Consider the following 24909-nt stretch of genomic DNA (forward strand, 5'->3'; position numbering starts at 1 on the left):
GTCCGCGCCTATGGAAGGCTGGCAACGCGCATTTGTTTTGCATGGGCGACCTTACAGTGAAACCAGCTTAATGTTGGATTTGTTCACTGAGGGGCAAGGGCGGGTACGCATACTGGCTAAAGGTGCGCGTGGCCGCCGGTCCAATTTAAAAGGCTGCCTGCAGCCTTTTACTCCTTTACTGGTTCGCTGGAGCGGGCGGGGAGAAGTGAAAACCCTGCGTAATGCTGAACCTGTCTCCCTTGCTCTTCCTCTTTCCGGGCTGATGCTTTACAGCGGCTTGTACGTCAATGAGCTCGTTTCACGGGTGCTTGAGCAGGAAGCTAATTACTCATCATTGTTCTTCGATTATCTCAACTGTTTGCAAAATCTCGCGAGTGCCAGTGCATCTCCTGAATATGCATTACGTCAGTTCGAACTTTCCCTATTGCACCATCTGGGTTACGGCGTGGATTTTCTGCATTGCGCAGGCAGCGGTGAAGAAGTCAGTGACACCATGACGTACCGTTACCGTGAAGAAAAAGGTTTTATTGCCAGTCTGGTGATTGATCATTCCAGCTTTACCGGCCGGGATTTAAAAGCACTGGCCAGCCGTGAATTCCCGGATGTCTCAACGCTGCGGGCTGCAAAGCGTTTCACCCGCATGGCGCTCAAACCTTACCTTGGCGGTAAGCCCCTGAAAAGCCGCGAGCTGTTCCGCCAGTTTCAGGTTAAAAAACCTGTATCACCTTCTGATAATTCTTCCCGCTAATTCGGAATCCGGGCTACACGCCGCCACTCTCAAAGGTGTAAACTGCAGGAATTAGCGTTTTGTTCCATTCATCAATCAATTCATTCTTAAACCTGGAGCTGTTATGGCTGAGTTGCTGTTGGGCGTTAACATTGATCATATCGCGACATTGCGTAATGCACGCGGTACGGCATACCCTGATCCGGTTCAGGCGGCATTTATCGCTGAACAGGCTGGTGCTGATGGGATCACCGTCCACCTGCGTGAAGATCGTCGTCATATCACCGACCGTGATGTACGTCTTCTGCGTCAGACTATCCAAACCCGCATGAATCTGGAAATGGCCGTCACCGACGAGATGGTCGGTATTGCCTGCGAAATTCTGCCGCATTTCTGCTGTCTGGTGCCGGAAAAACGCGAAGAAGTGACCACTGAGGGGGGGCTGGATGTCGCCGGTCAGCTGGATAAAATGACCGTTGCGGTCACGCGCCTAAGCGAAGCGGGCATTCTGGTTTCCCTGTTTATCGACCCGGATATGCGCCAGATTGATGCGGCCGTCGCGGTAGGGGCACCTTACATCGAAATCCATACCGGTGCTTATGCGGAGGCGAAAACTGACCTTGAGCGTCAGGCCGAGCTGGAGCGTATTAAACAGGGCGCAGCTTATGCAGCCGGTAAGGGGCTGAAAGTGAACGCCGGCCACGGATTGACTTACCATAACGTGCAGCCGATCGCCGCACTGCCGGAAATGCATGAGCTCAATATCGGCCATGCGATTATCGGTCAGGCTGTTATTGACGGATTGTCCGGTGCAGTACGCGAAATGAAAAACCTGATGCGGGAAGCGCGCCGGTAATGAGCATTTTAGGTTTAGGTACGGATATCGTTGAAATTTCCCGTATCGAAGCGGTAATTGAACGCAGCGGCGACCGTCTGGCGAAGCGTATTTTGTGCGCGAATGAATGGTCTGTGTATCAGCAGCACCAACAGCCGGTACGTTTCCTCGCGAAGCGGTTTGCTGTCAAGGAGGCCGCGGCTAAAGCGCTGGGAACCGGGATCCGCAACGGTCTGGCATTTGAGCAATTTGAAGTCGTCAATGATGTGCTGGGAAAACCGGGGCTGGTTTTTCATGCCCGCGCGGCGGAAATGGCTGCAGAAATGGGGGTGAAATCAGTCCATGTTACGCTGGCTGATGAAAGGCGTTATGCCTGTGCCACGGTAATTATCGAGAACTAACCCCTTCGTACTGCAAGCGGCAGATGCGTTGGCTGCTTTCAGTGACCCGAATCACTTACCTGAATAAGCTCATCGGGATCACTTCACTTGCCGCCTTCCTCCCGCTCGAATTATTTTGGGTGGTTTTGAAAATGCATCACGCCGTTAATTATACGGTGTGATGCAATACCACAAACTTATCCCAAAGCTGTTCGTTGGTTTCGGTGTGTTGCGGATTAATGATGATGGTATTGTCGATCGGGCAGACGCTTTGGCAGGTCGGTTTATCATAATGACCGACGCATTCCGTACAACGATCGCTGTCGATTTCGTAAATCTCACTGCCCATTGAAATCGCCTGATTCGGGCACTCCGGTTCGCACATATCGCAATTAATGCATTTGTGTGTGATCAACAGGGCCATGGCGTTTTCTCTTATATTCAATAAACAGATCAATAATCAGGGCGCGCAGTATAGCAGAATTGCGCTGGCGTAGGTTCTGCTCGCGTACCTTTCCATCCTTCAAATGATCCGGATCAAACCAGCTTTTTCACCAATTCTTCGCTGTGACGGATACGCTCCGGTGCATGCGCCGTATCTTGCTGAACCAGTGCGACGAACAATAAATCCGTCAGGGAATATTGCGCCGTACTGGCGGAGAGGGCTGCGCCGCGGGTTGCGGGTAAATCTGCGACCGTATACAAACAATGGTCTGCCTGCTGTTGCAGGGTATTAGGTGAAAAACCGGTGATGGCCAGGACTTTTGCCCCACTCTCGCGGGCGACCTTTGCCGCAAGATTGATTTCGCTCCGTTCACCGCTGAACGAAATCGCCAGCAATAAATCTTCTTTCGACAGCGCCTGTGCGGTGGCAACCAGAACATGCGTATCGGATTCGGCAATTGCCGTGACCCCGATTTTCAGCAGCTTATACGCTAAATCCTTTGCCACTAATCCGGATGCGCCAATGCCACTTAGCACAATTTTTCGGGCACCGGCGAGCATCGACAACGCAATTTGCAGCCGTGGCTCGCTGTTGATATCCAGGGTTGCACGAAGCGCCGATTGTTTCTCAGCCAGTAATTTCTCACCCACAACATGCAGGCTGTCGGTGCTTAAAATCTGATTATGTACAGTGACCGGCTCACTGTTTTCCGGCGATGCCAGTGTTTCACTCATTGCCAGTTTCAGCGCCGGGAAGCCTTTATATCCCAGTTTTTGGGCAAATTTCACCACGCCAGACTGGCTGACACCGGCCTTTTCAGCCAGTTTCTGCGAACTCATATGGCGCGCTTTTTCCGGATGCGCGAGGAGAAAATCAGCCAGTTTGCGGTCATTTTGCGCCAGCGTCGGATAAAGCTGACGGATACGGATCATACAACTCATGGTGGGTTATCCCGGTGTCTCTGAATACTTACATCACGTTTTACGGATTATGTTATCTAAAGTAGCAAATATTCCTCGTATTGATGAATAATATATTCAACTATTGTGTAATAATTTTGAATTAAAAATTCAGGAGAGAATCATGAATCGTCCACTCAATTTAGGCGCACTCGTTTCTGAAAGTCGCAATCCGGATACGATGAACTTAGATGAAATGTCTTCACTGGAATTGGCCACCTGCTTCAATCAGGAAGACCGCAAAGTGCCGGAAGCCATCAATAAAGTTCTGCCTTATATCGCACAGGCTATTGATAAAGCGGCGGCTTCTTTTAAATCCGGCGGACGCCTGATTTACCTTGGTGCCGGCACCAGCGGACGTCTTGGCGTTCTGGATGCTTCGGAATGTCCGCCAACGTTTGGCGTGCCGCACGGCATGGTTGTCGGGCTGATTGCCGGCGGGCCGGGTGCGCTGCTCAAAGCGGTAGAAGGTGCGGAAGACAGTGAATCGCTGGGCGTTGAAGACTTAAAAAACATCAATCTGAACGCGGATGACACCGTCGTCGGATTAGCCGCAAGCGGACGCACCCCTTATGTCATCGGTGCTTTGCGCTATGCCTTCGAAACGGGCTGCGCCACAGTGGCGATTTCCTGTAACCCGGATTCGCCAATTGCCCGCGAGGCGGCTATCGCGATTTCTCCGGTTGTCGGGCCGGAAGCGCTGACCGGTTCAACCCGTCTGAAATCCGGCACGGCGCAGAAGCTGGTGCTGAATATGATTTCAACCGGGGCGATGGTCAAAAGTGGCAAGGTTTATCAGAACCTGATGGTAGATGTGAAGGCGACCAATGTGAAGCTGGTCGATCGTGCCTGCCGGATCGTTGTTGAGGCCACAGGGGCCTCCCGTGCTGATGCTGAACAGGCACTCTCTCAAACCGATTTTGAAGTCAAACCGGCCATTCTGATGGTGCTGGCAGGCATTGACGCGGAGCAGGCCAAAATACGACTGACTAAACACCATGGATTCCTGCGCGCGGCACTGACTGATTAAACTCAAGGAGTTAAGCATGGCGATGGCAATGGATAAAACTCATCTGCTGGCTGCGAAGATTTTGCAGGGCGTCGGCGGTGAAGGGAATATCAGCAAGCTGGAAAACTGCATGACCCGCGTCCGCGTGGAAGTGTATGACGATAACCGGCTGGATCTGGTCAGCCTGAAAACACTGGAAGGTATCAAAGGATATCTTAAACAAGGTGACCAGCATCAGTTTATTGTTGGCCCGGGTGCGGCGGCAAAAGTGGTGGATGCGATGCGTCTGTTGCTGAGCCCTGCCGGGACGGCCAGTTCGTCGGGTGAAAGCGAAATTGTCCGCAATAAAGCCAGCGCCAAAGCGAAATATTCTGCGCCGATGAGCGGGGCGCTGCGCAAACTGGCCGATGTCTTTATCCCGCTGATCCCGGCATTTATCGCCTCAGGGCTGATTATGGGCATTATTAACTTGCTCAAACGGCCTGATATCGCCGGTTCCATTGCTCTTGATTATCCTAATGTGCTTGGCCTGCTGGCAATTTTTGGTGGTGCTGTGTTTGCCATCATGAATATTTTAGTCGGCGTGAATGCGGCGCGCGTTTTCGGCGGTTCTCAGGCCATGGGCGGTGTGATGGCGGGGATCCTCTCCAGCCCTGCACTGGCGCAAATTACCCTGTTTGGTGAAACTTTACAGCCGGGGCGCGGCGGTGTGATCGCTGTATTACTGGTCGTCGCGCTGATGTGCTGGCTGGAGAAGAGGCTGCGTCAGTGGTTGCCGGAATCTGTCGAACTGATCCTTAATCCGCTGATGACGACCCTTATCACTGCGACACTGGCGATTGTAATCCTTCAGCCTGTCGGTGGTTATATCTCTGACGGTATCGCGCAGGGTGTCAATATTGCCATCGATAAAGGTGGATTACTGGTGGGCGCAATACTGGCGGGGACATTTTTGCCGCTGGTATTATCCGGGCTGCATCAGGGGCTGGTGCCGATCCACGTTGAGCTGATCCAGGCACATGGTTCTAATCCACTGCTGCCGATTTTAGCCATGGCGGGCGTGGGGCAGGTGGGCGCGGCAATTGCGGTGTATATTAAAACCCGAAACACACGGCTGAAAAAAGTGATTAAAGGCGCGCTGCCGGTGGGTATTCTCGGTATCGGTGAACCATTAATATTCGGTGTTACCTTGCCGCTCGGTCGTCCTTTTATTGGTGCGTGTCTGGGCGGAGCCGTCGGGGGTGCGCTAATCTGTTACTGGAAAGTCGCGACGGTCATCACGTTTGGTATTTCCGGACTGCCGCTGGCACTGACCATTATTTCCGGCAAAGTGATGTTGTATCTGACGGGTTTAGTCATTACGGTATTGGCTGGTTTTATTTTTACCTGGTTGATGGGGTTCAACGATCCCGAGGAGTAACGGATTGAGTACGAAGCCTGATCGGCGGGTAGTCTTTTTTGATCTTGATGGCACGCTGCACCAGCAGGATATGTTCGGCAGCTTTCTGCGATTTTTGCTCAGACGGATGCCGCAGAATCTGATTTTAGTCGTGCCGGTTCTGCCGCTGATAGGAATCGGGCTGTTTATCCATGGGCGCGCCGCGCGCTGGCCGATGAGCCTGTTACTGTGGGCTATTACTTTTGGTCACAGTGAAGCGCGGCTAAAAGCGCTGGAGCTGCAATTTGTGACTGCCTTTCGCGAGAAAGTGGTGGAGTTTCCGGTGGTGCAGCGCAGGCTGCGTGAATATCTCGACAGCGATGATACTGAAGTCTGGTTGATCACCGGATCACCGGAGAATCTGGTAAAGCAGGTCTATAATACGTCCCTGTTTTTGCCACAGGTCCGTCTGGTCGGCAGCCGGATCGCCCGGGGTAAAGGCGGTTGGGTGTTACCCTTGCGTTGCCTGGGTGAGGAGAAAGTGGTGCAGCTCGAAAGCCGCATTGGTTCTCCGCTTAAACTTTACAGCGGATACAGCGACAGTAAGCAGGACAACCCGTTATTGTTCTTTTGTGAACACCGTTTTCGCGTCAGTAAACAGGGTGAGTTACAGCAACTCGAATAACGGCCAGCACAAAATTCAGCTAAAATGTCTGCCGGTAAAAAATAATTGAGGTTGAAGTGGCAGACGCAGAATTGGCAGTAATAAATGATGATGAACACTGGATGCGGTATGCCATGACGCTGGCGCTGAAAGCGCAGGACGAAGGCGAAGTGCCGGTGGGGGCAGTGCTGATTTTAGACAATCAGGTGATTGGCGAAGGCTGGAACCGGTCTATCGGTCATCATGATCCGACAGCGCATGCGGAAATCATGGCATTACGTCAGGGCGGTGACACTATATGCAATTATCGCCTGCTTGACGCCACACTTTACGTCACGCTGGAACCTTGTGTTATGTGCGCCGGGGCGATGATCCACAGCCGGATCCGCCGCGTGGTGTATGGTGCCGCTGACGCTAAAACCGGTGCTGCGGGATCGTTGCTCGATATACTGCGCCATTCGGGCATGAATCATCAGATAGACATTACTGCGGGTGTACTGGCAGAAGCCTGTTCGGAACAACTGAGTCGTTTTTTCCGTTTTCGCCGCAGTCAGAAAAAAGCGCTGCGACTGGCAGAGCGTGCTGCTCAGGCGGGTAATGCGTCGGATGAACAGGCCTGATAAACAGGCCTGCCAGCCTTACGGTGCCAGGGCTTCCTGCGCATTGACCACCGGATACCCCTGACCTAACTGAGCCTGTAAGGCGGCTTTCTGTGCCTGCTGTTTTTCCTTTTCCATCAGGTATCCCACCAGACTCAGCTGATAACGACGGATATTCTCCACATAGTTATACGCCTGCGTACCACGCGCATATCCGTAACTCGTCCGGCTGAAGAAGCGTTTCTGATTCAGCATCGGCAAGCGTTGCTTCACATCAGCCCAGCTGTCAGGATTGCCTTTTTGCTGCGCCGTCAGCTTACGGGCATCCAGCATATGACCATAACCCATGTTATAAGCGGCAAGGGCAAACCAGATCCGTTCATCCTGCGGAATTGATTCCGGCATTTTATCCATCAGATGCGACAGATACTGGGCACCGCCGCGAATGCTCTGTTCGGCGTCAGTACGGTCGTCGACATTCAGCCCGCCAGCGGTTGCACGGGTCAGCATCATCACACCCCGTACGCCGGTCGGGGATTTCGCCTGCGGATCCCAATGTGACTCCTGATAGGCGATGGCAGCCAGTAAACGCCAGTCAATATTCCCGGCATATTTTTCAAACAGCGGCTGTAAATCCGGTAGCGTACTGTCGATGGCGTTAAGGAAAGTCCGGGTATCGACGTAATCAAAATCGCCCACGTGCCCGAGATATTTCTCCTCCAGCTTTTCCAGTGTACCGTCTTCAGAAATCTGGCTGAAAAAGTCCAGCATGGCGGCCGAGAGGCTGTCGTCATCAGGTTGCTTGCGGTAGTACCAGGTCACGGGTTCGTCATCAGTGGCATCAAAAGCCACCGCCAGACGCGGATAGACGCGCTGCATCAGCGCGATAGTCACCGAATCGCCCAGCGTATAATCGAGTTTGCCGTTCTCGACTTGCTGCAACAAATCGCGTGGCGACATCTTATCGGTCGTGGTCCATGTGAGGTCGGGATACTTTTTCCTGGCGTCTTCGAGTGTGGCGATATGTGCGCTGCCGGCAGACACCACCAGCGAGCCTTTGATGTCCGCAAAGCTTTTCGGACGCACGGCACCCTGCCGGTAAACCAGCTGCTGGGAAACGGAATAGTACTCCGGACCGGCGCGGTAGTTTTTCAGCCGCGCATTGTTATATACCAGCCCGGAAGCCAGCAGGTCAGTATGATCATGGTCCAGATCGTCAAACATGCTCTCGATGGTAGTGTGCTGTGTCACGACCAGCCGCACGCCCAGATAATCTGCAAAGCGTTTAGCCAGTTCGTAATCGAAGCCGAGATTACCTTCCGGAGATTCCATAAAAGTCAGTGGAGAATTGAGCGTGCTTACGCGCAATTCTCCACGGGATTTTATGTGATCCAGCTGGTCGCCTTCACCTCTGTGCCACGGGACTGCGGGCCATAAAGCCAGCGCCAGTAACAGGGCGGCGATCCCCATCAGGACATAATTAATTTTTAGTCGCGTCAAATAGTTATCTCGCTGCGGCGCTCTTGTTTTTTTACGCTATGCTGTGCAGTTAGTATGGTTATATCCCCAGTGCTGACGCATTTTGCTCAACAAAACGGCAGTCTGCAACTTTATTCATGATACCCGCAAGATATGTGGGCCTATAAATGAATATCAAGTTTCCCTGCGCAAACGGTTTCGTCGGACGCCAGCTTTCTTTATAATAGCCCGCGTTTTCCCCCTGTTGCGCCCAATGAAGCACTGTGGTCAGTGTCTTCGAAGACGAGAGATCTGTCATTATGGAAATACTGCGTGGTTCGCCCGCTTTGTCGGCTTTTCGCATTAATAAATTGTTGTCCCGTTGTCAGGAAGTCCGCCTTCCGGTCAGCGATATTTACGCCGAATATGTACACTTTGCCGATGTCAGCGCGCCGCTGAATTCGGACGAACAAACCAAGTTACAACGCCTTCTGAAATACGGTCCTTCTCTCGCTGAACATGCTCCTTCTGGTCGTTTACTGTTAGTGACCCCGCGCCCCGGCACCATTTCTCCATGGTCTTCCAAAGCTACCGATATCGCACACAATTGCGGCCTGTCACAGGTTCTGCGTCTGGAGCGCGGTCTGGCATTTTATGTTCAGGCACCGCAACTGACCGAAGCCCAGTGGAGCGAACTGGGTGCCTTGCTGCATGACCGCATGATGGAAACCGTCTTTGGCCAGCTGGAAGACGCCAGCGCGCTGTTTGCACAGCACCAGCCTGCCCCTGTGCAACATGTGGATATCCTCGGTGAGGGCCGTGGCGCACTGGAAGCCGCCAATACCAAATTAGGTCTGGCGCTGGCGCAGGACGAAATTGATTATCTGATGGCTGCCTTTACGTCGTTGGGGCGCAACCCGACGGATATCGAACTGTATATGTTCGCACAGGCAAACTCAGAACACTGTCGTCACAAAATCTTCAACGCAGACTGGATTATCGACGGTAAAACGCAGCCGAAATCCCTGTTTAAGATGATTAAGAACACCTTCGAACACACCCCTGATCACGTGCTGTCCGCGTATAAAGATAACGCCGCCGTGATGGAAGGTTCACAGGTCGGCCGTTTCTACGCTGATGCAAAAGACGGTCTGTACGATTTTCATCAGGAGCAGGCGCATATCCTGATGAAGGTCGAAACCCATAACCACCCGACGGCGATCTCTCCGTGGCCGGGTGCGGCCACCGGTTCCGGCGGCGAAATCCGTGATGAAGGCGCAACCGGCCGTGGTGCGAAACCTAAAGCCGGTCTGGTCGGTTTCTCCGTTTCCAACCTGCGTATTCCGGGTTTTGAACAACCATGGGAAGAAGACTTTGGTAAGCCGGATCGTATCGTTACCGCGCTGGATATTATGACCGACGGTCCGCTGGGCGGGGCCGCATTTAACAACGAATTTGGTCGTCCGGCATTACTGGGCTACTTCCGTACTTATGAAGAAAACGTCAACAGCCACAACGGCCCGGAGCTGCGCGGTTATCATAAACCGATCATGCTGGCGGGCGGTATCGGTAACATCCGTGCTGATCACGTACAAAAAGGTGAAATCACCGTTGGCGCGAAACTGATCGTTCTTGGTGGTCCGGCGATGAATATCGGTCTGGGCGGCGGTGCGGCATCTTCTATGGCTTCCGGTCAGTCTGATGCCGATCTGGATTTTGCTTCCGTACAGCGCGACAACCCGGAAATGGAACGCCGTTGTCAGGAAGTGATCGACCGCTGCTGGCAACTGGGCGAAGCCAACCCGATTTTATTTATCCATGACGTCGGTGCGGGCGGTTTATCGAATGCCATGCCGGAGCTGGTCAGTGATGGTAACCGTGGCGGCCGTTTCCGGCTGCGCGATATCCTCAACGACGAACCGGGTATGAGCCCGCTGGAAGTCTGGTGTAACGAATCGCAGGAACGTTATGTGCTGGCGGTTTCTCCGGCGCAGCTGGAACAGTTCGATGCGATCTGCCAGCGCGAACGCGCTCCTTATGCGGTCATCGGCGAAGCCACTGAAGAAATGCATCTTTCTCTGGAAGACAGCCATTTCGACAACCAGCCAATAGATATGCCGCTGGATGTGCTGCTGGGCAAAACGCCAAAAATGACCCGCGACGTCACCACGCTGAAAGCCAAAGGCGATAACCTGAATGCGGAAAATATTCAGATTGCTGAAGCGGTAAACCGTGTTCTGCATCTGCCGGCCGTGGCCGAGAAAACCTTCCTGATCACCATCGGTGACCGCACTGTCACCGGTATGGTCGCACGTGACCAGATGGTCGGCCCGTGGCAGATCCCGGTAGCCGACTGCGCAGTCACCACCGCCAGCCTCGACAGCTACCACGGCGAAGCGATGTCACTGGGCGAACGTGCGCCGGTTGCCTTGCTGGATTTCGCCGCTTCCGGTCGCATGGCCGTTGGCGAAGCACTGACGAATATCGCGGCGGTAGAAATCGGCAGCCTGAAACGCGTTAAGCTTTCGGCTAACTGGATGTCTGCGGCCGGTCATCCTGGGGAAGATGCCGGTTTATACGCCGCCGTGAAAGCGGTAGGCGAAGAACTTTGTCCGGCGCTGGGCATTACCATCCCGGTGGGCAAAGACTCCATGTCGATGAAAACCCGCTGGCAGGAAGGTAACGAACAACGCGAGATGACCTCTCCGCTGTCACTGGTGATCACCGCGTTTGCCCGTGTCGAAGACGTTCGTCATACCGTGACGCCACAACTGCGCACCGATAAAGGTGACACCGCGTTGCTGCTGGTGGATCTGGGTGCCGGTCATAACGCACTGGGTGCAACGGCGCTGGCACAGGTTTACCGTCAGCTCGGCAATACGCCGGCGGATGTGCGCAGCGCAGAGCAACTGGGCGGCTTCTTCAATGCCATGCAGGCGCTGGTGTCTGAGCAGAAATTACTGGCATATCATGACCGTTCCGACGGTGGTCTGCTGGTGACGCTGGCTGAAATGGCCTTCGCAGGGCATTGCGGCCTGACCGCAGATATCGCGGCGCTGGGCACTGATGCGCTGGCGGCATTGTTCAACGAAGAACTGGGCGCGGTGATCCAGATCCGTGCATCAGACCGTGAAGCGGTTGAGAAAACGCTGGCTGATTTTGGTCTGGCGGATTGCACGCATTACCTCGGCAGCGTCGAAACCGGTGACCGCTTCATCATTTCTTCTGGTGACAAGCCGGTGTACAGCGAAAGCCGCACCACGCTGCGTACCTGGTGGGCTGAAACGACCTGGCAGATGCAACGTCTGCGCGACAACCCTGAATGTGCCGATCAGGAACATCAGGCGAAAACCAATGATCTGGATCCGGGGCTGAACGTCAAACTGACCTTTGCCCCTGACGAAGACGTGGCCGCACCTTACATCGCGAAGGGCGCGCGTCCGAAAGTTGCCGTGCTGCGTGAGCAGGGCGTGAACTCCCACGTTGAAATGGCGGCTGCCTTCCACCGTGCCGGTTTTGATGCGGTTGATGTCCACATGAGTGATTTGCTGGCCGGTCGCCGGGATTTGCAGGATTTCCATACGCTGGTGGCGTGCGGCGGATTCTCTTACGGTGATGTGCTGGGCGCGGGTGAAGGCTGGGCGAAATCAGTTCTGTTCAATGACCGCGTGCGTGAAGAGTTCGAAGAGTTCTTCCACCGTCCGCAAACGCTGGCGCTGGGTGTGTGTAACGGCTGTCAGATGATGTCTAACCTGAAAGAGCTGATCCCCGGTGCGGAACATTGGCCACGCTTCGTGCGTAACCTGTCTGACCGTTTCGAAGCACGTTTCAGCCTGGTGGAAGTGGCTGCCAGCCCGTCGATGTTCATGCAGGGTATGGCCGGTTCACGTATGCCAATCGCCGTTTCCCACGGGGAAGGGCATGTGGAAGTGCGTGACGCCGCGCATCTGGCGCAAATTGAGCACAGTAATCTGGTAGCGCTGCGTTTCGTGGATAACAACGGTCAGGCGACCGAAAGCTATCCGGCGAACCCGAACGGCTCTCCGAACGGCATCACGGCGGTGACCAACCTGTCAGGCCGCGTTACCGTGATGATGCCGCATCCGGAGCGCGTTTTCCGCACTGTCAGCAACTCATGGCATCCGGAAGAATGGGGCGAAGACAGCCCGTGGATGCGCATGTTCCGCAATGCCCGTAAACAGCTTGGCTAACGCTTAACGGGCTTCAGTAATAAAAATCCGCAGTGCGAAAGCCTGCGGATTTTTTTATGAAACTTACTTAATCCTTACGTTCTGTTTACTTATGGTATTATCTTCAGGGTAGGAATTCTCTTATAATATAATCGGCAATCACTTAAATTTCAGGTAATTAAAAAATAATAAGGGTATTGTTTTTAACTCGTTTAATTATTTTCCAGACGTGATTAGGTATAATAATTCATTACGTCAGGGAGTTATTTGAAAAGATGTTTTATAAAAAAATTACCAGGGATTTAAGTTTCACCGTTGTTCTCGCCTGTTGTGTGCCCGCTTTTGCCGCCAATAATAGTGCCTATCCCACGGATGATCCGAAGCCATCACAGAAAGAGTCTATCTTTCCCGGAATATGGTCAGATTTTAAAGACAAGGTTTCGACGACGTGGAATGATTCTGATTCGCAGGATCTGTATTTACCGGTTATTACCTGGCATAACCGCCTGACCTACGATAAAGAGAAAACCGATAAATATAACGAACGTCCGTGGGGCGGAGGTTATGGTATTTCCCGGTACGATGAAAAGGGTAACTGGAATGGCATTTATTTAATGGCGTTTAAAGACTCCCATAATAAATGGGAACCCATCGGGGGTTACGGTTGGGAAAAAATATGGACACCTGCAGAAGATAAGAACTTCCGCTTAGGGCTGGGGTATACCGCAGCGGTCACAGCTCGTGACGACTATAAATATATCCCGATTCCGATCGTTTTACCGCTGGCTTCCATCGGTTATAACAAACTCACCTTCCAGGCGACATATATTCCGGGAACTTACAATAACGGCAATGTGTTCTTTGCGTGGCTGCGTTATCAGTTCTGATCCGCTTTCTTTGTGACTGAACAAAGCCCGGATACAGGTTGTGAACCTGATCCCCCACTTTTGATGAATATTCCACTATGCTGAAAATTCACCGCAGGAATCAATCTGTTGGCTTCTGCGGCGTTTTTTGTTTTCAGGGAATCTACAAAACACTTCATCAAGAGGATCACTCGTGAAAAAAGCATCCCGTTATTTTGCGTTGTCAGCACTTGCCTGCGTTTTACCTCTCACTTTGCCTGTCGCTCAGGCTGCCCAGTCCGATAATTTAGAACTGCAACAGGTGCTGGTGCTCAGCCGCCACGGTATCCGTGCGCCGCTGGTCAATTATGGTGATGTACTTGCCGAATCGACAACGCACACCTGGCCGGTGTGGAAAACCGAAGGCGGTTTGCTGACACCAAAAGGTGGTCAGGTTTCCGAACATATGGGGCATTATTTCCGTGCCTGGCTGGCGCAGGACAAACTGCTGCCTGCCGCCGGATGCCCTGAAAATACGCAAGTCTTTACCTACGCTAACAGTTTGCCGCGCACCATTGATACCGCGAAACACTTTACCGGCGGGGCTTTCCCCGGCTGCGATGTCCCGGTGCTGAATCGCGTAGAGATCGGCAAAATGGATCCCGTTTTTAACCCGATCATTACCGCAGAAGTGAATGATACTTTCAAAACCAGCGCCCTGAACTCGATTAATCAGCACGCAGGCGAGGGCGGACTGGCAGGGCTGAATCAGCGTCTCAAGCCGAACTATCAGTTGCTGGAAAGCATCCTCGATTATAAAAACAGTAAAATCTGCAAAGAGAAAAAACAGTGCGATCTGGCTTCGCAGCCGTCAGACGTGGTGCTGACCCAGGGCAAGGAACCGGGCATTACCGGCCCGCTACGAATGGCGACCGGGGCAACCGATGCCTTCATGTTGCAGTATTACGAAGGTTTCCCGATGAAGGATATTGCCTGGGGGAAAGTTGATACACCAGACCAATGGACGAAGCTGGAAACTATCAAAAATTTATATCACGAAACACTGTTCGGATCGCCAGCGATTGCGGCCAACGCAGCTAAACCGTTGCTGACCTTTATCGCCGGTGTGCTTGATCCGAAGCTGGCGTCAACCGCTGATCAGAAGGCCGCCCAACAGGCAAAACTGGCGGTGCTGGTCGGGCATGATTCGAATATCGCTTCCCTGCTGGCTGCACTGAAAACGCAGGATTACCAGTTACCGGGGCAGTATGAACGTACGCCTATCAGCGGCACGGTGGTCTTCCAGCGCTGGCACGACAAAAAAGCGGATAAGGATTTGATGAAAATTGAATATGTTTATCCGACTGCCCGCCAGATCCGCAATAATGTGGCGCTGAGCCTCAAAAATCCTCCGGAACGTGTGACGTTGCACATCGAAGGATGTACCACCGACAAGCAGGGTTTCTGTCCGATGGAACAGTTTACCCAGGCATTGCAAAAAGATATGCAGGGCTGAGTTTGTTAGCCGCTAACTGGCAATAGATAGTGATTTAAGTTAGTTAGCGGCATCAATCCATTGTCCGATAATGTGTCAGGCTTTCTGACTCTGGCACATTATGACGTCTTCTTCGTTTTACCTCAGCGCCCGTCAGCGGGCCGAAATTACTCTCCGCTCACGCCATTACTGGTGGAGGCTGGAAATCCCCACCTGGTTGCTGATTGTCTCAGTCTACAGCGGCTGGTTCGCTAGCGTTTTTTTCTGGCATGGTCTCGGTCCATGGCTCGGAACACCGCTGCTTATCTGGTTCACTACCTGGTATATGTCACTGCAACATGAACTCATCCACGGTCATCCTACCCGCAAACCCTGGCTGAATCAGTTATTTGGCATGCTGCCGCTGGCGGTCTGGTATCCCTATGGCCTGTATCGGGATACGCATCTGCAACATCACCGCAATGAACATCTGACGCTGCCCGGCGACGATCCTGAAGCTTATTATTTCAGCCGTACAACCTGGGAAAATCTGTCACCCGCGATGAAAACTGTTGTCCGTTTGCGCAATACCTTGCCGGGAAGAATGTTCATTGGCCCGCTGTCAGATATTGTGAGTGCGCTGACCGGCGCGCTGATGGCCGTATTGCGTGGCGAGTGGCGTACGGTGAGTATGTGGCTGATGCATGGCGTATTGCTGGTAGCCCTGTTCAGCGTGATGGCGCAACGCGGGTTATCGCCGCTGTATTTTATTCTGGCAGTAAGTTATCCCGCCCTGAGCCTGACCAAAGTCCGATCTTTCTTTGAACATCGCGCAGAGCATTTGCCGCAGGCCCGATCGACGCTCAATGAAGCCGGTTTTGTGTGGCGTCTGCTGTTTCTGAATCTGAATTATCATCTGGTACATCACGATTTACCCGGCGTGCCGTGGTATGCGCTGCGACAGGTCTACGTCGCTGACCGTGAGGCGTATATTCAGCGCAGCGAGGGTTTCGTCGTGCATGGTTACCGCCAGTGGTTCCGCGATCACACGCAGATACCTGTAGATGTTGAAGCTCATCCTTTTGCCGCCGGGAAATCTCCGGCGCAACCTGTGCTCAGCGACTATGATTATCAGCAGGATACCCCCTGACGGAGTGGGCAGATGATGCTGATGTCTTTGCCGATGTATGCGATTTCTCCCGCTGATGTGGAAGCGTTCGCCGACGTGTTACGCCAAAAACTCCGGCAACTCGGCCTCGCTTCAACACCGGATGCGCTGAACTGGCCGCAGGATTTATTCAGCCACTGGCAGGCACCGGATTTGTTGCTCAGCCAGACCTGCGGTTTTCCACTGATGGAAAGTTTGCCCCAGGTTCAGCTGGTGGGCACATTCAGTTACCATGCCCCCGGCTGCGACGGTTTCCGTTATCGCAGTTTTTTACTGGCGCGTGAGGAGGATGCCGGATTACATCTGGCTGATTTTCGCCACCGGCGGCTGGCGTTTAACAGTACCGATTCCCAGTCAGGTTATAACAGCCTGCGCGCACTGGTCGCGCCGCTGGCCAAAGACGGAAGGTTTTTCTCACAGGCCACCGCCACCGGAGGGCACCGCGAATCGCTTCATTACGTTCAGCAAAATCTTGCCGATCTTGCCGCGATTGACTGCGTGACGCTGGAACTCCTGCGGCGTACCGGGTCCCGTTCCCTCACCGGGCTGGAGGTGATCGGACAAACCGCCGCTGTGCCCGGTTTACCGATGATCACCTGTGCACAAACTTCTTCGGAGGATCTGGCGATTTTACGGCAGGCGTTGCACGACATTGTGGATGAGCCGGTCAGTAAACCCTTACTTATTGAAAAATTCACCGAAGTTCCACGACAGGCCTACCAGGTGATCAGCCAGATGAAAGCGTTAGCTCTGGCGCTCGGCGTCAGTGAGCTGATGCCTGAGTTGTCAAAAACGGCATAAAAAAACCGGGCGCGGTGCCCGGTTGTCGTTTTCCTGCATCACAGGATCAGTGCGTTTCGATCGGGAAATCTTCGTTAACGTCCCCCCATTCAGCCCACGAACCGTCATATAACAGCACATCTTTAACGCCCAGCGAATCCAGTCCGAATGCCAGGGCGGCGGCTGTAACACCTGAACCGCAACTGGTGATGACCGGTTTATCCAGATTGACGCCCAGACGTTCAAACGTCGCCTTCAGATCTGATGGCGATTTCAGATGTCCGTCCTGCGTCAGTTCGGTAAACGGCACACTCAGGCTGCCGGGAATATGCCCGCCGTGCAGCCCTGGCCGCGGTTCCGGCGCCTCGGCTTTAAAGCGTGCCAGCGAACGGGCGTCGATAATCTGCACCTTGCCGATCGCGTCTTTCACCTGATCCGCACTGACCACCACCGGACGCACCAGCCTGGCATTAAACGTCGTGGGTACGCGGGTGTGCTCGCCGCTTTGCGTCGGCTTACCTTCGGCAATCCATGCATTCAGACCCCCATCCAGCACGCGTACGCTTTTGGCACCGAAACTGGTCAGCATCCACCACACACGCGGCGCGGAGAAGAGATCGCCTTCGTCATACAGTACGATGGTTTGCGTATCGGCCACGCCTAAACGGCTCATTGACGCAGCGAATTCCTCCGCTGTCGGCATCATGTGTGGCAGGCCGGTACTGCAATCAGAAATGCTGTCGACTTCCACATAAATCGCGTTGGGAATATGCGTTTCGAGATATTTTGCGTGGAAATCGATGGGCGGTGTAATGCCCGGTTTGGATTTACGACAATCGATAATGACCACGTCCGGTGAGTTCAGATTCTTCGCCAGCCAGTCGGTAGATACGGTATGGGTAGAAAAAGTCATGTTTTGTTGCCTTATCTTTTTGTGAGGTCAGCCTCAGAGATCGCCCGGGATCAGAGAATACATCCAGGCATCACATGGCTGACCATGATAATAAAGCCGGTTACGGTGCAGGCCTTCTGATATCGCGCCCGTTTTTTCCGCTACCCGGCGGCTGCGTTCGTTGCCCTCCATCACCACGATTTCCAGACGGGTCAGCTCCAGCTCAGTAAACGCAAAGCGTGCCGCCGATCTGGCTGCCAGCGTCGCCAGCCCGTGGCCGGTATAACCGGTACGGATCCAGTAACCGAGATTGGCGAATTTGTACTCGGGCGTGATGCGGTTGATGCCCACGCTGCCAATCAGATTACCGCCTGAACGCTCAAAGATACAAAAATTGAATTCTGTGCCGCGATGGCGTTTCTGCTCGCTGTCGGCCAGGTATTTCCGGCTGTCTTCAAGCGAATATTTATCGGTACACCAGGACTCCCATGCGCCGATATCCTTTACAGACGCTTTAACTGCCGCAAAATGCGTGACGGCCTCAAGTTCAGTCGCTACACGAATTTCGAATTCTTCATCCTGATAAATCTGGCGTGTCATCATGGGCGTTAACCTGTCATTGGGGAAACCAATTATTTAGCAAACCAAAAAAGTCAGCCTCACATATCCGGCATCTGTATGTCAATTGGTGAAAATGACCATTAACCGAGAAAAAACAGCAGGCTGCCCGCTGTGGTTTTTTACGTTTCGGGTACCAGTATCACCAGTTTACATTCTGCATATCCGGCCGGGAAAAAGGTCTGTTGCCGGTAACAGATTTCACCCTGAAGCGGGTGATGGAAACGCCGTTCACCTCCCTCACGCGCCAGCACTTCCTGCTGCGACCACCACTGGTTGAACTCGTGGCTGCGCTCACGCAGGTTGATCACCGACTGGCGGACGGCTTCCGAATGGGCGTAATGACTGGTTTCGGCGCGAAACTCCGCCACCACCCGTTTGGCGCGCTCCGGCCAGTTTGTGACCAGCCGGCGAGCCAGCGGATGCAGGAACATGAACTCCAGCAGATTAGGGTGTTCATCCACTCCCAGCCAGCCACCGAACAACGCTCCTGCCTGGGGATTCCATGCCAGCACATTCCAGGCACTGTCGAGCAGATAACCGGGGCAGGTGAGTTGACTGACGCAATCTTTAAGGCCGGCGTCCGGCGCGCCGGAAGAGGGCAACACCCGGGGATCTTTCACCGACGCCAGACTGAATAAATACTCGCGTGCGGCAGACTCCATGCGCAGCGCTTTTGCCAGTCTGTCGAGTGTCGCAGCGGAAATGGACACATCGCGGCCCTGCTCAATCCACGTATACCACGTTGCACTGATCCCGCTGATTTGCGCCAGTTCTTCGCGGCGCAAACCGCTGGTTCTGCGGCGGGAGGAACCGGGAAGTCCGACCATTTCAGGCGTGACACGTTCGCGGTGAGTACGTAAAAACGTGCCCAGCGCTTTCGGCCCGCTGAGCGACTCTGCATTATCAGTCATGACATTCTCTTAAACAGGAAGTAACTGATACCAGTATAAATGCTCATATTGTTCTCGTATAGAACTCTGCCTATAGTGATTTTGAAACATGAGAAACCCAGTTTCTTATTACAAAAACAAGACAGACAGGAGCAATGATGAATACCAAAAATACTCACAGTGAGGCTGTTGATAAGCAGTTTGGCTCACAGGCACAGGATTACCTGACCAGTGCGGTTCATTCGCAGGGCGCGGATTTACAACGTCTCGCTGCCTTGCTGGCACCCTATAGGGAAGCGCAGGTCATTGATCTGGGGTGCGGCGCAGGGCACGCCAGCTTTGTTGCCGCAGGCGTGGTTAAAAATGTGATTGCTTACGATTTGTCGGCGCAGATGCTGGATGTGGTCATGCAGGCTGCCCGGGATAAGCAACTGACCAATATCACTGTGCAACAGGGCATGGCGGAATCGCTGCCTTTCGAGGATCATAGCGCTGAGGTGATCATCAGCCGCTATTCCGCGCACCACTGGCATGATGTCGGGCAGGCGCTGCGTGAAGTGGCACGCGTGCTGAAGCCGGGCGGTAAATTTATCATGATGGATGTGGTGTCACCGGGACACCCGTTGCTGGATATTTATCTGCAAACCGTCGAAGTGCTGCGCGACACCTCGCATGTTTGCAATTATTCACCAGGTGAATGGCTGAATATGGTGGCTGAAGCCGGGCTGATTGCCCGTGAGGTCACGACAAATCGTCTGCCGCTGGAGTTCACCAGTTGGATTGCCCGTATGCGTACGCCGGAACATTTCGCCGTTGCTATCCGCGAACTGCAAAAAGTCATGTCGGATGAGGTGGTACAACATTTTGAGATCCAGCCTGACGGTACGTTCACCAGTGATATCATGATGCTGGTGGCATCGAAGCACTGAAGATAAAAGCCTAAGAGGCGCCCTTTCACAGAGGGAAGGGCGCACAGCGTCTGTATTATGATTTCTTGCCGAACATTTTCTGCCCAATCATCACCAGCGCCAGCACGGCCGCGCCGACAATCAGACCGACGACTAAATCAGTGGCACCGGTAATCAGTGTATTCACCCAGCTTTCGTGGCCGTGCGTCAGGGGTTCAATCAGGCTGTGCATAAACGGCAGGCCGTGGCTGATGATGCTGCCGCCGACCAGGAACATTGCAACAGTCCCCACCACCGACAGTGCCTTCATCAGCCAGGGAGCGAGATTTACGATGCTGCGACCAAAGGCGCGCACACCCTTCATCATGCTGTTTTCGCCGGAGAGTTTACTCAGATACAAACCGGCGTCGTCGATTTTGACAATCGCGCCGACCAGCCCGTAGACACCGATAGTCATTATCACCGCAATCAGCACCATCACGGTGATCTGATTAAGGAACGGCGCTGATGAGACAATACCGAGCGAAATCACGATGATTTCAGCTGAAAGAATAAAGTCGGTGCGCACAGCGCCTTTGACCTTATCTTTTTCATGCTTTTTAGCATCCGCTTCATTTTTTATTTCAGCGGTGGCCGGTTTTTCTTCAGCAGGATGCTCGCCCGGCATGAGTTTATGGGCGATTTTTTCGAAACCCTCATAACATAAATAAGCGCCGCCAATCATCAGCAGCGGGGTAATGGCCCAGGGGATAAAGGCACTGATCAGTAAGGCCAGCGGAACCAGAATGGCTTTGTTGATCATTGAGCCTTTGGCTACCGCCCAGACGATCGGTAATTCCCGATCGGCTTTTACTCCCGTCACCTGTTGTGCATTCAGCGCCAAATCATCGCCCAGCACGCTGGCTGTTTTTTTCGCAGCGACTTTGCTCATCGCCGCTACATCATCAAGAATCGATGCGATGTCATCGATTAAGGCCAGAAGACTACCACCCGCCATAAATACTCCCTTTTATCATTATGCAAAGGTTCTCCGCACGCGCGGGAAACCGAACTCTGTAACCCTGACAGGACAGCCGGTCACTGCAACAGAGAATTCATACAAAATAATCATAACAGTGATTGCATGCTGGCGTCGATTTGTGCGAAAGTTGTGCGAACTATAAATAACTTTGAAATTCCTCCATACTTTCTCCATTAAATATCGTTGATTCTCCAGCGCTTACGCTAGCAGAAATGTTTGTTTTCATACTCTCCTTATTTTTACCACAATGGTTTAAGTTCTTTACATTGTATTACGTCCGCTTTCATTGCTTCGGCGATAATTAATTCAACGGATTGCTTCCGCCCCCATTAATTAACGAAACTAACGAAAGAAAGGTGCGCAATATGAAACTGTTACCTGCAATTACAGCTGTTGCTATTACTGTTGCTTCATTTTCTGCCCTGGCTGCGACGCCTATTTCAGAAATGCAGGCGCAAAGCGGTACTTATCAGTCACTGGGCATGGTGTCCGTCAGTGCGCCTAGCACCATCCCGGGCAGTTTGCACGACCAGCTGAACCAGATTGCCAGCGACAAAGGGGCGAGCCACTACCGTGTGATTGGTGCGGATGCCCCGGGGGATTCAAGTCTGACCCGTGCCAGTGTTGAGTTGTATAAATAATAAGCAGATATTTTAAAGCGAAACGCTTGATTTATCTGATTTTTATTAGGCTCAATCGTGTTATAGGGAATTGAGAAGGCCAATGTCACCTGACATTGGCCTTTTTTATTCTTTTTATCTTTTCTCTTCGCCGGTTTATTTTGAGAATCATCTCATAGGATTTAATTTATATTAAACTTCCTGGCACTTTTTTATTCTTAATAATCATTTCTTAAGAATTTATAAGTGATATTGAAGTCTATATCCCCCAGGAGGACGTTTAAATGTTAAATGCCGCAATAATGACAATTAAGAACACCGGGATTTCGATTCAGAATCAGTTTTTTTATTTGCAGAATTTTATTACTTCACCACGCACCATGGGAACCCTTATGCCCTCGTCACCGTGGTTGTGCCATGCGATGCTCAGTCAGATTGACTGGACGACATCGCTGGATATTGCCGAACTTGGCGCGGCGGACGGCGTTCTGACCCGCCGCATCCTGAGCCGTATGCGGGCAGACGCCCGGCTTGAGGCTTTTGAAATCCAGCCTGCGTTTATCCGTAAGCTTAATCAGATGAAAGATCGCCGTTTACAGGTGATGGCACATTCAGCCGAGCATATGAGCACGTCGTATGATGCTGTGTTTTCCTGCCTGCCATTGCTCTCGATGCCTCTGCGTACCCGTATCAGAATTTTGCAGACCACGCGGCAACAGCTGAAAGAAAAGGACGGCGTGCTGGTTTTATTCCAGTACAGCCCTCTGTCAGAGAAATTGTTATCACGCTACTTCACCTGGAAAAAAATCCGGGTAGTGAAGAATTTTCCGCCCGCCCTGGTCTATATCTGTAAACCCCGCTGATACAGCAACTTAGAGGATAGGGCTCGCAAAGCTTATTGCAGGCCGTTGCGCAGCAAGGATTTTTCAGTATGATGCCCTTAACGGCGTAAATAAAACGCTACAGAAGCTTCACCGGCAGGTGACAAAAATCTGCCAGTGAGGCTTTTTTGTTGTACTATCTGACGAGTACGCATGCAGGGCAGTACAATGACCATTTTTGACACATACTTCATATTGATGATGGATTTTCATCAGGCGGGCTAACGGCTCCCAGGGAATAAAGGATAGCGGTAATGACACAAACCATTTTCATGGTCGGCGCACGTGGTGCGGGTAAAACAACCGTTGGCAATGCCCTGGCTAAAGCGCTGGGCTACAAATTTGTCGATACCGATCTGGCGTTGCTGTGTACTTCTGGCCTCAGCGTGGCAGATATTGTTGAGCGTGAAGGCTGGGAGGGCTTCCGCCGTCGTGAAACTGAGACATTAAAAGCTATTTGCTCGCCCTTCACCGTGGTTGCCACAGGGGGAGGCGTGGTGCTGTCCCGGGAAAATCGCGACTTTATGGGCCAGAATGGTACTGTCATTTATCTGCGTTCCCCTGCATCTACCCTGGCAAATCGTCTGGAAGATGCACCGCTGGAAGATCAGCGTCCGACATTAACAGGCAAGCCGATCACGGAAGAAATGACGGAAGTATTGAATGAGCGGGAAGCGCTTTATCAGGAGGCGGCCCATCATGTCGTTGACGGAACTCAGGAGCCGCAGAGGGTGGTGAATCTGATTATGGATGCACTGGCGCTGTCGATGGCGCGCTGAATTCCCCTGATATCTGACAAAACGAGCCCGGTGGCTCGTTTTTTTATGTCTGCGCGTTCTGAGCCGTGGCTCCGGGAAAAGCCGGTGTAAACAAAACGGGCCATGTGACGTGACGGAGATCACGTACGCTTAAGTATTGTACTGATGTATAGGTGGGCGTAAAATAATAACCCATGTGATTACTTAACAGCGGAACTCATGATGAAATCCATAATGTCGTTCTTCAGCCAGCATGCCAAAGTGATGCCCGCCATCTGGTCGGTTACCATTATTCTCATTGAAGCTTCTATCGCTCTTTATATTTTGCGTAATATTTAATCACGATAATCTGCTGGTTTTTACATCAGTCACCTCATTAATACTCGGCATTTATTTCTCCTTCCTCTCAATCTAATGGCTTTAGGAATTTCTTTAAGCATATTCCTTTGTGTATTTCATCCTGCGTGAAAAATAAACGACTTGACGCTGACACGTATCAGCTTTAATTTTTATTTAACTAAACAGGAACCTTGTTCCATATAGCGGAACTCGCGCCTTTATGACTACATTGGAAAATGCGGCGGCAGTACTGAAGCTATTTTCAAAACAAGGGATCCGGCAGGGGCATCCCGGTTTGTCGTTCAGTGATGTCGTTGAAAATTTAAAATTACCGAAAAGTACGGTTTCCCGGTTACTGATGACGATGGAAACGGAAGGACTGCTGGAACGTGATCCTGACAGCCGCCTGTACCGGATCGGACGATTATTACTGGCTGTTTCCAGTCATTATTTATCGGCTCCGCTGGTCGATTTAGCGTCACCGTATATGGCGCAACTCAGCCAGCTGACGCAATGCACGGGTTATATTTCCATGCTGGAAGGACGCGACATCATGGTTATGCGCATGTTTCCCGGCAGAACGTATCTGCAAGTGGTCACGCCAGCCGGAAGCCTCCTGCCTGCGCATGAAACGGCCATCGGGCGTGCGATTCTTGCGCGGTATACCGATGATGATGTTCTGGCACGTTATAGCGGTCACTATCAGGTGCATTCTGCTAATTCACCGGCCAGCAGGGAAGTTCTGTTATCCCGGTTGGCGGAAGTCCGGCTGAACGGTGTGTCATTTGCCAACAATGAAACGTTGCTGGGAATAAGTACCTTAGCCACCAGTATTTTTAATAAGCACCGTAATGAGACCGTTGGATTATGTTTGTCTTTCCCTTCACCTGCACAGGGGAAAGACATTCCGGAAGGAATAAAAGAAGGGCTGATTGCTGTAACCCGGCAAATCGCCGAAAAATTGGGTGATGAGTATTGGCATTTATCTAAAACGGCAACAGAGCCGCCAGGATAATGACTTGTAACGGACCCGGATTATTTGCTATGTGAAATACTTGCTCAACACCA

Annotated in this window: 24 protein-coding genes; 17 read left to right on the forward strand and 7 right to left on the reverse strand. The window is 52.4% G+C overall.

Annotated features, from left to right (window positions below; all coding sequences use genetic code 11):
- Positions 1 to 10 precede the first annotated feature (10 nt).
- From recO to acpS, 3 genes are all read left to right on the forward strand, one after another.
- On the forward strand, positions 11 to 748 hold the full coding sequence (gene recO / locus J1781_RS14550; protein WP_129992115.1) for a DNA repair protein RecO: 738 nt from the start codon (positions 11 to 13) through the stop codon (positions 746 to 748).
- Between the two features lie 103 nt (positions 749 to 851).
- Positions 852 to 1583 (forward strand): pyridoxine 5'-phosphate synthase, encoded by a 732-nt coding sequence (gene pdxJ, locus J1781_RS14555; RefSeq protein ID WP_015698389.1) that lies wholly within the window; start codon positions 852 to 854, stop codon positions 1581 to 1583.
- Positions 1583 to 1963: a holo-ACP synthase gene (gene acpS, locus J1781_RS14560; RefSeq protein ID WP_129952896.1), complete on the forward strand. Its 381-nt coding sequence runs from the start codon at positions 1583 to 1585 to the stop codon at positions 1961 to 1963. Before pdxJ ends, acpS begins: the two co-directional genes overlap by 1 nt.
- Before the next feature lie 148 nt (positions 1964 to 2111).
- On the opposite strand, the gene J1781_RS14565 is transcribed toward acpS, so the two are convergent.
- Entirely contained in the window at positions 2112 to 2366 is a 255-nt protein-coding gene (locus J1781_RS14565) for a YfhL family 4Fe-4S dicluster ferredoxin (RefSeq protein ID WP_129952895.1), read from the reverse strand.
- Positions 2367 to 2479: 113 nt separating this feature from the next.
- On the reverse strand, positions 2480 to 3328 hold the full coding sequence (locus J1781_RS14570; RefSeq protein ID WP_129952894.1) for a MurR/RpiR family transcriptional regulator: 849 nt from the start codon (positions 3326 to 3328) through the stop codon (positions 2480 to 2482).
- A 142-nt stretch (positions 3329 to 3470) separates the two neighbouring features.
- Between J1781_RS14570 and murQ the strand changes: the two genes are divergently transcribed.
- From murQ to tadA, 4 genes are all read left to right on the forward strand, one after another.
- The gene (gene murQ / locus J1781_RS14575) at positions 3471 to 4376 is read left to right on the forward strand and encodes an N-acetylmuramic acid 6-phosphate etherase (RefSeq protein ID WP_129952893.1); all 906 of its coding nucleotides are present in this window, start codon (positions 3471 to 3473) and stop codon (positions 4374 to 4376) included.
- A 28-nt stretch (positions 4377 to 4404) separates the two neighbouring features.
- Complete coding sequence (locus J1781_RS14580; RefSeq protein WP_217233822.1) at positions 4405 to 5775, forward strand: PTS transporter subunit EIIC; 1371 nt, start codon at positions 4405 to 4407, stop codon at positions 5773 to 5775.
- Positions 5776 to 5779: 4 nt separating this feature from the next.
- Positions 5780 to 6418, forward strand: coding sequence for a phosphatidylglycerophosphatase C (yfhb, locus tag J1781_RS14585; RefSeq protein WP_129952892.1), 639 nt, complete (start codon positions 5780 to 5782; stop codon positions 6416 to 6418).
- 71 nt (positions 6419 to 6489) lie between these two features.
- A complete protein-coding gene (tadA, locus tag J1781_RS14590; RefSeq protein ID WP_269154559.1) occupies positions 6490 to 7017 on the forward strand; it encodes a tRNA adenosine(34) deaminase TadA in 528 nt (175 codons plus the stop codon).
- An 18-nt stretch (positions 7018 to 7035) separates the two neighbouring features.
- Here the strand turns inward: tadA and mltF are convergent, their stop codons facing one another.
- On the reverse strand, positions 7036 to 8496 hold the full coding sequence (gene mltF, locus J1781_RS14595) for a membrane-bound lytic murein transglycosylase MltF (protein ID WP_217233798.1): 1461 nt from the start codon (positions 8494 to 8496) through the stop codon (positions 7036 to 7038).
- Positions 8497 to 8774: 278 nt separating this feature from the next.
- Between mltF and purL the strand changes: the two genes are divergently transcribed.
- The 5 genes from purL (at position 8775) to J1781_RS14620 (ending at position 16932) form a co-directional block, all read left to right on the forward strand.
- Positions 8775 to 12665, forward strand: coding sequence for a phosphoribosylformylglycinamidine synthase (purL, locus tag J1781_RS14600; protein WP_217219572.1), 3891 nt, complete (start codon positions 8775 to 8777; stop codon positions 12663 to 12665).
- A 254-nt stretch (positions 12666 to 12919) separates the two neighbouring features.
- Positions 12920 to 13531: a lipid IV(A) palmitoyltransferase PagP gene (gene pagP, locus J1781_RS14605; RefSeq protein WP_129952888.1), complete on the forward strand. Its 612-nt coding sequence runs from the start codon at positions 12920 to 12922 to the stop codon at positions 13529 to 13531.
- Positions 13532 to 13703: 172 nt separating this feature from the next.
- Complete coding sequence (gene agp / locus J1781_RS14610; RefSeq protein WP_129952887.1) at positions 13704 to 15005, forward strand: bifunctional glucose-1-phosphatase/inositol phosphatase; 1302 nt, start codon at positions 13704 to 13706, stop codon at positions 15003 to 15005.
- Between the two features lie 100 nt (positions 15006 to 15105).
- Entirely contained in the window at positions 15106 to 16113 is a 1008-nt protein-coding gene (locus J1781_RS14615) for a fatty acid desaturase (protein ID WP_129952886.1), read from the forward strand.
- A gap of 12 nt (positions 16114 to 16125) precedes the next feature.
- A complete protein-coding gene (locus J1781_RS14620) occupies positions 16126 to 16932 on the forward strand; it encodes a phosphate/phosphite/phosphonate ABC transporter substrate-binding protein (RefSeq protein WP_129952885.1) in 807 nt (268 codons plus the stop codon).
- A 46-nt stretch (positions 16933 to 16978) separates the two neighbouring features.
- Here J1781_RS14620 and sseA read toward each other — a convergent pair whose 3' ends face one another.
- The 3 genes from sseA to J1781_RS14635 all read right to left on the reverse strand — a co-directional run bounded on the left by sseA (position 16979) and on the right by J1781_RS14635 (position 19335).
- Entirely contained in the window at positions 16979 to 17824 is an 846-nt protein-coding gene (sseA, locus tag J1781_RS14625) for a 3-mercaptopyruvate sulfurtransferase (protein ID WP_217233799.1), read from the reverse strand.
- A gap of 33 nt (positions 17825 to 17857) precedes the next feature.
- Complete coding sequence (locus tag J1781_RS14630; protein WP_129952883.1) at positions 17858 to 18406, reverse strand: GNAT family N-acetyltransferase; 549 nt, start codon at positions 18404 to 18406, stop codon at positions 17858 to 17860.
- 137 nt (positions 18407 to 18543) lie between these two features.
- Positions 18544 to 19335 (reverse strand): helix-turn-helix transcriptional regulator, encoded by a 792-nt coding sequence (locus tag J1781_RS14635; protein WP_129992106.1) that lies wholly within the window; start codon positions 19333 to 19335, stop codon positions 18544 to 18546.
- Positions 19336 to 19472: 137 nt separating this feature from the next.
- Between J1781_RS14635 and J1781_RS14640 the strand changes: the two genes are divergently transcribed.
- Entirely contained in the window at positions 19473 to 20243 is a 771-nt protein-coding gene (locus tag J1781_RS14640) for a class I SAM-dependent methyltransferase (protein ID WP_217233823.1), read from the forward strand.
- Between the two features lie 55 nt (positions 20244 to 20298).
- Here the strand turns inward: J1781_RS14640 and J1781_RS14645 are convergent, their stop codons facing one another.
- Positions 20299 to 21219: a DUF808 domain-containing protein gene (locus tag J1781_RS14645; protein ID WP_217139385.1), complete on the reverse strand. Its 921-nt coding sequence runs from the start codon at positions 21217 to 21219 to the stop codon at positions 20299 to 20301.
- 389 nt (positions 21220 to 21608) lie between these two features.
- Between J1781_RS14645 and J1781_RS14650 the strand changes: the two genes are divergently transcribed.
- The 4 genes from J1781_RS14650 to J1781_RS14665 all read left to right on the forward strand — a co-directional run bounded on the left by J1781_RS14650 (position 21609) and on the right by J1781_RS14665 (position 24856).
- A complete protein-coding gene (locus J1781_RS14650; protein WP_217233800.1) occupies positions 21609 to 21884 on the forward strand; it encodes a YdgH/BhsA/McbA family protein in 276 nt (91 codons plus the stop codon).
- Positions 21885 to 22147: 263 nt separating this feature from the next.
- The gene (locus J1781_RS14655) at positions 22148 to 22726 is read left to right on the forward strand and encodes a class I SAM-dependent methyltransferase (protein ID WP_129952879.1); all 579 of its coding nucleotides are present in this window, start codon (positions 22148 to 22150) and stop codon (positions 22724 to 22726) included.
- Positions 22727 to 22998: 272 nt separating this feature from the next.
- On the forward strand, positions 22999 to 23523 hold the full coding sequence (gene aroL / locus J1781_RS14660) for a shikimate kinase AroL (protein ID WP_129952878.1): 525 nt from the start codon (positions 22999 to 23001) through the stop codon (positions 23521 to 23523).
- 538 nt (positions 23524 to 24061) lie between these two features.
- A complete protein-coding gene (locus J1781_RS14665) occupies positions 24062 to 24856 on the forward strand; it encodes an IclR family transcriptional regulator (RefSeq protein WP_217220999.1) in 795 nt (264 codons plus the stop codon).
- Positions 24857 to 24909 lie beyond the last annotated feature (53 nt).

This window comes from Rahnella perminowiae, assembly GCF_019049695.1.
Classification (GTDB): domain Bacteria; phylum Pseudomonadota; class Gammaproteobacteria; order Enterobacterales; family Enterobacteriaceae; genus Rahnella; species Rahnella perminowiae.